This is a genomic window from Corynebacterium gottingense (assembly GCF_003693265.1).
GTDB classification, from domain to species: Bacteria; Actinomycetota; Actinomycetes; order Mycobacteriales; family Mycobacteriaceae; genus Corynebacterium; species Corynebacterium gottingense.
Map to the genome: position 1 here is coordinate 1 of NZ_RDRE01000045.1, position 5,673 is coordinate 5,673.

Genomic DNA, 5,673 nt, shown 5'->3' on the forward strand with positions numbered 1-5,673 from the left:
GCGCTGTCCAGCAGCTGCAGATCGTCGGCGAGCGCGCCGGCGTGCAGACCTTTGCGCCGGATCCGGGTACGTCCATCGACTCCTACGAGCACGAGATGGGGTCCTCCCACGGCGACCCGGTCGCGGTTGCGCAGCAGGGTATCGAGCACGCGAAGCAGACCAAGCACGACGTGGTCATTATCGATACCGCGGGTCGCCTGGGCATCGACGAAACCCTGATGACGCAGGCGCGCAACATCCGCGACGCCGTCAACCCGGACGAAGTCCTCTTCGTCATCGACGCGATGATCGGCCAAGACGCGGTGAGCACCGCGCAGGCCTTCGCTGACGGCGTCGACTTCACCGGCGTGGTCCTGACCAAGCTGGACGGCGACGCCCGAGGTGGTGCCGCGCTGTCGATCCGCGAGGTGACCGGTAAGCCGATCCTGTTCGCGTCGACAGGCGAAAAGCTCGACGACTTTGATGTCTTCCACCCGGACCGCATGTCCAGCCGCATCCTCGGCATGGGCGACCTGCTCTCGCTGATCGAGCAGGCCGAGCAGACCTACAACGAGAAGGACGCCGAGGAAGCGGCGTCCAAGTTGGCTTCCGGCGAGCTTACACTCGAGGACTTCCTCAACCAGCTGCTCATGATCCGGCGCATGGGTCCGATTGGCAACCTGCTGAAGATGATGCCGGGCGGCAAGCAGATGAACCAGATGGCCGACATGGTGGACGAGAAGCAGCTCGACCGCATCCAGGCCATCATCCGCGGCATGACGCCGGCGGAGCGCGAGGACCCGAAGATCCTCAATGCTTCACGACGCAAGCGCATTGCCAAGGGTTCCGGTGTCGAGGTCTCGGACGTGAACCAGCTGGTGGAGCGCTTCTTTGAAGCGAAGAAGATGATGGGCAAGATGGCCGGCCAGTTTGGCATGGGCGGTGGCATGCCCGGTATGCCGGGGATGCCGGGTGGCCGCTCGGCAACAAAGAAGAAGCCGAAGGGCCGCAAAGGCAAGAACGGCAAGCGTAAGCCGCCGAAGCGCCGTGGCGGCGGCGGGATGCCAGGGATGCCGGGTATGCCCGGGATGCCAGGTATGGGCGGCGGCATGCCGGATATGAAGGAGCTGAAGAAGCTGCAGGAACAGCTTCCTCCGGGGATGGACGGCATGGACCTGGACAACCTCGACTTCGGTGAAGCGATGAAGCGCATGGGGAAGAAGAAGTAATTCCCGCCCTGCGGTGTGCGCTATATCACTGTAGGTTGTGTGGTATGGAGTTCCCATTCCACTTCCTGCGAACGAATAGCGTCGTCACGTCCCGCTTCGACCAACTGGCGAAGGTTCTCAAGGGCGTGGATGTTGACGCGCTGCGCCAGATCCCCGATCCAGAGATGGAGGCGTTTGCGCGTGATCTTTCGCGTGGGCTGCGGCAGGAGTTCGCGCCGACTCGCCTCATAACGGCCTCGGTGAACGGTCTCGATGCCCACTCGCTGAATTTCGTCTCTTTCCTGTGTTTGCAGCACCGAGTCTCGGCGTTTATCGGGGAATCGGATCTGTACATCGACGCCAGTGGCGTCTATGGTGCGACCGCCGAAATCTCGGCGGTGACAAACTCGATCGCAACAGTCTGGTGCCAGGTGAGCGAGCACACTCTGGACCGCGCGTTTGAGGATGCCCTTCGAGCGCCGTCCGACATGGACACCTGGGTGCAAGTGCACAACTTCGGCGAGAGCACCGCCGAGTTTGGTGTCCGGATGCGCATGCACCTCCTGGACAACGGCCGTTTCACAATCGTGTGGACCGTTCGTGAGGACGACTCCGATCTTCGGACCCTGACGGTTGCGACCTACGAGGAAGCTCGCGCCGTCCTACTCGCGTTTGCGGATCACTGCCCGATCCTCAGTGAGTACGAGTGGACCAACGTCGACTTCGTCCCATGTCTCTCTACCTGCGACCTCGTGCAGCGCTCCCAGTACCGGCTGCGCCGGTTCGGGGCGATCCGCGACCTGCCGGCAGGCGTCATGGTGCGCCTGCACGACCGGCTCAATTTCTCTTTGGAATTTGGGCGGGACCGCGACGGGCAGTGGCGCGCGACGATGCGCCACGCCTTGAACGGCGGGATGACCCGCACTTTCGATACCGCCGGCGAACTCCTCGAGATTGCGGAAGCCTACGTGGACAACGAGCTTGGAGCGTTGCTTGAGTTCTTCCCGGAGTCGTCTGACATGGCATTGCCCGCCACCCTCACCGTGACGGCGATGGTGCTTCCGGAACGCGCGGCGAGGTGGGCGAACTCGTCGATACGCGAGATGCACCGCGTGCGGGATACGCACAACGGCGCGGTAGCGGGGGCGATGGCGGCTTTTATTGCGCAGGTGAATCAGCAGGCGCCGCATACGCTCGCGCTTGAGCAAAGCAGCGTGGAGGCGCGTGCCTTATCGACGATTTCCGTCCGCCGGCGTGGCTCGCTGCGGACCCTCGACCGGCTGGGCAACCTCGCGCAGCGCTACGGGGTGTCGCTGGTGCTTGATGGTGCACATGTGTTGGTCAACCCCTCCGGTGCCACAGCTGGAGGCGACGTGCGGTGCACACTTGAGCTGTTCGACGGCGACAAGTGCGTGAATCGGTGGGTGTCGGTGTCACCGGCTGCCTTCATGGAGGCGTTGATGGTGCACTTCAGCCATTGGCAGCTGCGACTGACCGTCGAGTCGCTCGAGCGTCCCGACCAGCGGCTGGTGCTCCTCGCGATCCCTCAGGACGCGGACCATGGCTCGTTTCTGCTGAAGGCCTACGGGCCCGGTTGGAGCATGCGGGCCGTCGCAGGACTCTCACAATACGAAGTCGCGGTCGTGTTCTTGAACGCCGCGGAGTCTCCGCACGACATTATTGACTCAGTGCATTGGGAATCGGTGCGCACCGCAGACTTGGCCTTGCCGCGGCGTCCGTACATGCTCGGCTCCAACTCCGGTGACTCGACGACGTTGTACAGCGACGAGGCGTTGGCCACCTACCAGGATGCGTTTGCCGCAGCGGGCGTCGGCGACTGGATCGGAGTGACCGACAACCGTAGCCCCGAGGACTATTGCCGCGTGTTCCGCCACGATGCTCATGGATGGTACCGAGTGGAGTGGGGGTATAACAATGGCGCCGTCGAGCGCGGGCACGTGCTCACCCGCGACCTCGACCGAGCGTACGAAGTCTTCCGGATGTACGTGGAGGATAACCGGGAGCTCATGCGCGCACTTGACTGGAACGTGGGGGACGAAGGGACGCCAGGCGGGCAACCGTACGGGGCGCCGGAACGCCTGTACGTGCTCCGTCCAACGACCAGCGTGCTCGCACACCACCATCGGCACGTGCAGGAGTTTTTCGCGGACCAGGAGCAGTTCGAGGAACCGGACCCATCGATGGAGGGACTCGCGGGTGCGCTTGCGCACCTGCTGGGGCACGACGTGAAGGCGCAGCGCGTGCTCACCATTGATGCGCAGATGGACGATCCCCAGGTGTTTAACCGTGTCGTCGACCTAGCATTTCAGCATCACGCCCTGGTGTTTCAGGCCGACTCCGGGTTGCTGGTCAACGGAACCGGGGTGGAAATGCACGAGGTTGGCTTCGCGGGGCTGCGCAATAGCATCGGTACCCTGTGGCAGCAGGTGTGCGAGCGCACTATTGATGTGGCCTTTGAGGACGCGCTGCGCGCGCCCGACCCCATCGGCGCGTGGGTCGAAGTGTACGCCGAGGGCCCGGAAGCGATGGCCGCACGCCTTGACGCCGACGGCACGTGGACCCTCCGTTGGCGCCACGTGAACGGGGAAGATGCCGGACAGTACCGCTTGCTCACCCGCCGGGTGGCAGGCTACGCCCAGGCGCGTGAGCTGCTCCTGGCGTTTGCGGACCGGAGTCCGCTGCTCGACCGCCTCGGATGGGGCGAGGCCGCGCCGGCGGACGCCCACTTTGCCACGAGCGCTGGGGAGCGCAGCGAGCTCCCTCTGCGTCGGCTTGACGCGGTGCTCAATCTGCCGGAGGGCACGCTCGTGCGGCTCCACGACGGCCCAGGTGGCGCCCTGGAATACGGGCGCGCTGGCAACGGCCGATGGGTAGCCACGCTGGAAACCGCACCATTTGCAACTGTGACCCGTGAGTTTTCCAGCGGCGCCGACCTGGTGGCGTTCGTCCACACCTACCTGACGGCGGACGACGCGCAGGCAGAAGCGCTCTTCGGCCAGGACGCTCCGGTTCGTACACGGTCGCTGTGGGACAACGAGCTCACGGAAATCTCTGCCATGATCCTCCCGCAGCGAGCCCAGGCATGGACCGATGCATCCGTGCGCCACTTCCACCGGATGCACGCGGACACCGCCGAGGACGCACCCGCCGAGCTCAAGGCCTTCTTCTCCGAGCTGCAGCAAGCACAGCCGGCACCCGGTGCGATCCGCGGGCGCGCCGGCAACGAGGTCGGGCTCCGCGCGATGACGCGTGTGTGGGTGCCCAAGGCCGCGCTCGACGGGGTCCTCGCGGACATCGTGCGCCTTGCGCCCCTGTACGGGGTCTCGGTCGTGCTCAACGGGGCGCACGTCTTCTACAACGCCACCGGAGGCGAGGAGACGCCGTTCAGCGGATTGACGCTCGGTGCGAACAACACGATCGTCCAGTTCTGGGTCGACGCCACCGTTCCCGCGTTCGCGCAGGGGTTGCAGCTTTTGTCCCGCGCGGACGAGCTCGTGGTCGCGGCCAGCATCACGCTCGACTCGGGCCGTTCGGAGCCGGACCTGCAGTACTACTGGCTCACCATCCGTGAGGCCCCGGGCGGCTATTCGGCCACGTACGAAATCCCAGGCAGCATTGTGTACTCGGTCGAAGGACTCGCTGAACCGGATGTGCTGCACCTCTACGCCACAATGGCGCGGTCGCCGGCTGCGGTGGTCGAAGCGGCCCAGTGGCACAGCGCCACGCGGGCACCGGATGCGCCTTCCCGCTTCCAGATGCAGTCGAACCTCTTCGAGCCCGTGCCGCTCGACCCGGATAATCTGGACGCGCTGCGCCGGGTGGAGTTGCCCACAAAGGGCGACTTCATCCAGGTAATGGATTCCGCGGTGGAGGGCGACTACGTCCTGGTGATCAATGACTGCGGCGCGCTGCGCAGCCGGTTCGTGGTCGGGTGGGGCCACGACTTCGGGCAGATTGAGAATTTCCAGCGCAAGACGAGCAGCCTCGCCGAGGCCCTCGCGCTCGCCGAGCACTACGTCGCGGGCGATCGCCAGGCGTTTGTGGCGCTGGGGTGGAAGCGTCGCAAAGCGCGCTGACGCCCTGAGCGGGCTGCTTATCGACGCCTACTCGCGCCCTACCATCGGCACCTCCGGTGCCTCCCCGTCGCCGACGGGGACGTGCGCGTTTGGGTCGGGGAACAGCGGCGGGATGACGTACTCCGTGGGTGGCGCGCCTGCTGCGCCCTCGCCGTCTTGCCCCGGCTCGGGCTGCGTGTAGGCGATGTCCAGCGTGTCAAAGACCCGGCGCAGCTCCTGCCACACCAGCGGCGTCAGCGTGGCCATGTACGCGTTCGAGATATGGTTCTGGTCGCGGTAGACGTACACGTTGCCGATCTGGGGGCGGCACAGTTCGGCGTCGCAGAACCACCCGGCGGTGTCCACGCTGAACTGGTTGCGCGAGCCGTCGAGGTACTCGGCAGCCGGGT

3 protein-coding genes are annotated in these 5,673 nt (G+C 65.3%); 2 read left to right on the forward strand and 1 reads right to left on the reverse strand.

The genetic code is table 11. The annotated features are described in order from the left end of the window. Positions 1-1,208 (forward strand): signal recognition particle protein (locus tag EAW56_RS10880; protein WP_122086535.1); only part of this gene is annotated, 1,208 nt, incomplete at its 5' end. A 44-nt stretch (positions 1,209-1,252) separates the two neighbouring features. Next, complete coding sequence (locus EAW56_RS10885; protein WP_122086537.1) at positions 1,253-5,284, forward strand: hypothetical protein; 4,032 nt, start codon at positions 1,253-1,255, stop codon at positions 5,282-5,284. A gap of 27 nt (positions 5,285-5,311) precedes the next feature. Here the strand turns inward: EAW56_RS10885 and EAW56_RS12750 are convergent. Further along, the coding region (locus tag EAW56_RS12750) for an SGNH hydrolase domain-containing protein (protein ID WP_341867427.1) at positions 5,312-5,673 on the reverse strand (362 nt) is incomplete at its 5' end.

Coding starts and splice junctions, on each gene's coding strand:
- EAW56_RS10885 (WP_122086537.1), top strand. CDS start 1,253: ATGGAGTTCCCATTCCACTTCCTGCGAACGAATAGCGTCGTCACGTCC.